This is a genomic window from Paenibacillus sp. P4_A7, assembly GCF_056402455.1.
In genome coordinates, this window is the sequence record NZ_JBFUHJ010000535.1 from 1 (window position 1) to 3,515 (window position 3,515).

Below are 3,515 nucleotides of genomic sequence, written 5' to 3' on the forward strand. Positions count from 1 at the left end.
GACTAGCACATTCTTGACCACAATTACGGATGCAATGGCTACTGATGCAGCGCGGCATTCATCCGTAATCAAAGTAATGACGGCTTATTCGGTTTCAACTGATTTGGGAGCAGCGATAGGTCCAACACTCATTTACTGGGTACTTGGAAGTCAAAATGGCTTGTTATCCACTTACATCGTTTGTTCGGTTATCTTTCTGTTAATTGCATGGTGGTATCGCAAGGAATCTATTTTAGAACGGAGATTAGCCGGATGAGTAAAAAAATGAAATTTCGTGAGGATGGTACCTTCGTCATTGTCCAATTCTCCGATGTGGAGTTTATAGACGCAGGAGATTATGACCCGGATACACCGGAATTTAATCGCATGACGAGGGCGACAATGGAAAGCGTTATCAAACAAGAGAAGCCGGATCTAATCGTATTTGCCGGTGATGTTACAGCAAGCGCCAGAGGAAATGATCCTATTCAATCCTTACGCGATGCTGTCGCTGTAGCTGAGGAGAGCCGCATACCATGGGCGGCTGTATTCGGCAATCATGATTCAGAAGGAGCCGTTCCTCGTGAGCGAATGCATGAAGAACAGCTAGCCCACAGCTACTGTGTCGCTGAAGTAGATCCGCCTCATGTAAGCGGATCAGGTAATTATATCATTACTCTTCTGGACCAAAATGATGAAACAGCCGCTGCTTTGTATTTCCTCGACAGCGGTGATTATTCAGCTAACCCATCTGTAGGAGGCTATGACTGGATTCGAAGAGACCAAATTGAATGGTATGTCTCCGAATCGCAGAAATTGACGTCATTGAACAACGATTCGCCCTTACCAGCATTGGCGTTCTTTCATATTCCCCTGCCAGAGTATCAAGAGGTATGGGATAACCATACTTGCCTGGGACACTGCTATGAGGGAGTGAGCTCTCCGCGAATCAATTCCGGTTTCTTCTCGGCGATGGTGGAGATGGGAGATGTTATGGGGACGTTTGTTGGTCACGATCATGCGAATGACTTCAGTGGAACGCTGCATGGTATCCGCCTTTGCTATGGCCGCTCTACGCGATATGTGAGTTATGTTGATGATGTCCGCAAGGACCATTTTGAAACTGGTGCTAGAGTTATCCGATTAAAGGCAGGCGAGCGGGATTTCGATACATGGATTCGCCAAAATGACGGAACTATTGCGGTTTTGCCTGAGCATCATCCGAACCAGCCCGACTAATTATAAAAGCTTGTTCAATTATAAGAATTTATAAGTTTCACACTTATAATAGGCTTATAATTCACCGCGAAACGTTAGCTTTGCCGCTAAGGATGGCGACAGCCGTTTACGCTTGGAGGAGGCTTGTCGATAGGGATTGAACTATTACCTGGAAGGCCAAGATCCATTTGAATTGACGAATCCTATGCTTGTTCCAGGCGTTCACGCCAAAAGGGTGCCTTCAGGCGATACCCATATCGTCTATCCGGGTACGGATGGACCTTGGCTCAGCATGAGGCTGGAGTCGATGAGGATGGGTATTGAGGATTATGAATTGCTTCAACAGATAGCTCAAGTTGACCGTAAAATAGCGGATGAGCTAGTAAACTCCTGCATGACGAGCTTCACAGAAACAAATAACGATGCAGCAGCATTTCAGCAAGTACATCGTCGATTGCTCGAAGCCGCATCCATCTGATTGACAGCTAACTAACACGATAACTTCCAGCTAAGTACTTGATATTTTTATTTATCAATTTCTTAACTGGGAGTCCCCCACATCATTTTCATCAACCTACGCATGAGAATGGAGCGATAGACGTGTCCTTGCTGCGTAAGCTTTCGATTCGTTCACAGTTATCCATAATCGCGTTATCCATCACCTTTGTCTTACTTTTCATCTTATGCACCAGTTATTTGCAAATGGCTAAGATCATTAGCTCAAACAGTGAAAAATATACGAGCGATCATTTCATGCAAGTGAAGCAGACGGTTCATTCTAATAAAGATGTTCTTGAGAGAATCATGACGAACATTGCTTACAATCCGGATGTACAGAACTTTCTGACAGAGCCGGAAAATGCTCAGAGCTTAATTCATGCTAAACGAGTAGACAGCCTGCTCATCAACTCTCGAACACTAAAAGAAGGAATCGTTGACATCATCATTCACGGCGAAGACGAACGCTCGATTGATATAGCCGGTGGGAAGAGGGCCACCGTACCTTTTCTCGCAGCAATTGCGCAGGGGCAGGCCTTTCATTACTATGGGCTACAGCATTTTGGCAGTCAATACAGTACGGAAATTGTGCTTCTTATCGGGGTTAAGATCAAATACTTACAGCCTGGCGAGCAATTTATTAATAGGATCGGTACGTTATTCTTAGTTGTTGCTCCTCAAGTCCTTATGGAGAAAACCAATCCATTTTCAACGGAAATGAATGCGCTTTCGATGTTTGTCGATAAGCAGATGGGAGTGGCATTGTCTGGCAGTGACTCACAGACAATTGGGATTGAGTTTGAGAATATGCGATATGACCAAGCCGGTGTAAGCAAGAGCGAGATAGATTGGAACGGCACTACGTATGTCGCTAGTATAGAGTATTTGCCAGAACTCAAAGGCTCGATTGTAGATATGATCCCTAAAGATGCAYTGATGCGCGACATGAATGCGATTCGCTTTTCTTTTATATGGATATTTGTGTTTGGAGCTGTTTTCGTAGCAGTAATGTTCACTATTATTACAAGCAACATTTTGCTAAACAAGAACGATTCCTTAGCCAAAGAGCTTCTGGATACAAATGCGGTGCTTTCCTTCATGCAGCTAGAGAAGAAGAAAGCTGAGCTTGCATACCTGCGCTGCCAAATTAATCCTCATTTTCTCTATAATACGCTGGAAATGATCAAAGGAATGGCGGCAGTAAAAGGGGTTCATGAAATTAGAGAGGCCGCCGCTTTGCTTGGAAGTATATTTCATTACAGCGTTAAGGGGGGCGGAAATGTTCCCCTGCACACGGAGCTAACTATCGTCGAGTCATATTTACAAATTCAAAAGCTGCGTTTTGGTACCCGCTTTAGCGTGAAATTTGATGTCGATGATCTTGCCCGCAACTGCCATGTGCCGAAGATGATTTTGCAGCCAATTGTCGAAAATGCGGTTTATCACGGACTAGAGTTAAATGAAAAGCATGGTTTATTAAGCATAAGTGCTTATCTGGATGTGTACAGAGACTTGATTATCGTCATTGAGGACGATGGGGTAGGGATGAATCAAGCTCAACTGGAGCGGGTCCAATCTACATTGTCGGACGCAGAGCCCGGTGGATTGCTGATCGGCGAGGGAGATAACAGCATCGGTTTTGCCAATGTAAATGTAAGGATCAAGCTTATCTGCGGCTCAGAGTATGGACTTAATATTACTAGCAAGGAAGGCGAAGGAACTCGGGTAACGGTGAAGCTGTCGACGAAGGGGGAATTTTCGAATGTGTTATAAGGTTCTGCTAGTTGATGATGAAGCATGGGTAGCTGAAAGTCTTAAGG

3 protein-coding genes and 1 pseudogene are annotated in these 3,515 nt (G+C 44.6%); all 4 read left to right on the top strand.

Annotated elements, in window-relative coordinates; all coding sequences use genetic code 11:
• A pseudogene (locus AC1DWN_RS30515) lies at nt 1-256 on the top strand (MFS transporter); the annotation flags it as partial.
• Nucleotides 253-1,218: a metallophosphoesterase family protein gene (locus AC1DWN_RS30520; protein ID WP_477562616.1), complete on the top strand. Its 966-nt coding sequence runs from the start codon at nt 253-255 to the stop codon at nt 1,216-1,218. The pseudogene AC1DWN_RS30515 and the gene AC1DWN_RS30520, both read left to right, overlap by 4 nt.
• Nucleotides 1,219-1,354: 136 nt before the next feature.
• Nucleotides 1,355-1,675: a DUF4091 domain-containing protein gene (locus tag AC1DWN_RS30525; protein WP_477562617.1), complete on the top strand. Its 321-nt coding sequence runs from the start codon at nt 1,355-1,357 to the stop codon at nt 1,673-1,675.
• Between the two features lie 122 nt (nt 1,676-1,797).
• A complete protein-coding gene (locus tag AC1DWN_RS30530) occupies nt 1,798-3,468 on the top strand; it encodes a sensor histidine kinase (protein ID WP_477562618.1) in 1,671 nt (556 codons plus the stop codon).
• Nucleotides 3,469-3,515: the final 47 nt, after the last annotated feature.

What these genes read in the sequence shown, in the direction of transcription:
- AC1DWN_RS30520 (WP_477562616.1), top strand. Translation starts at nt 253, where the DNA reads ATGAGTAAAAAAATGAAATTTCGTGAGGATGGTACCTTCGTCATTGTC.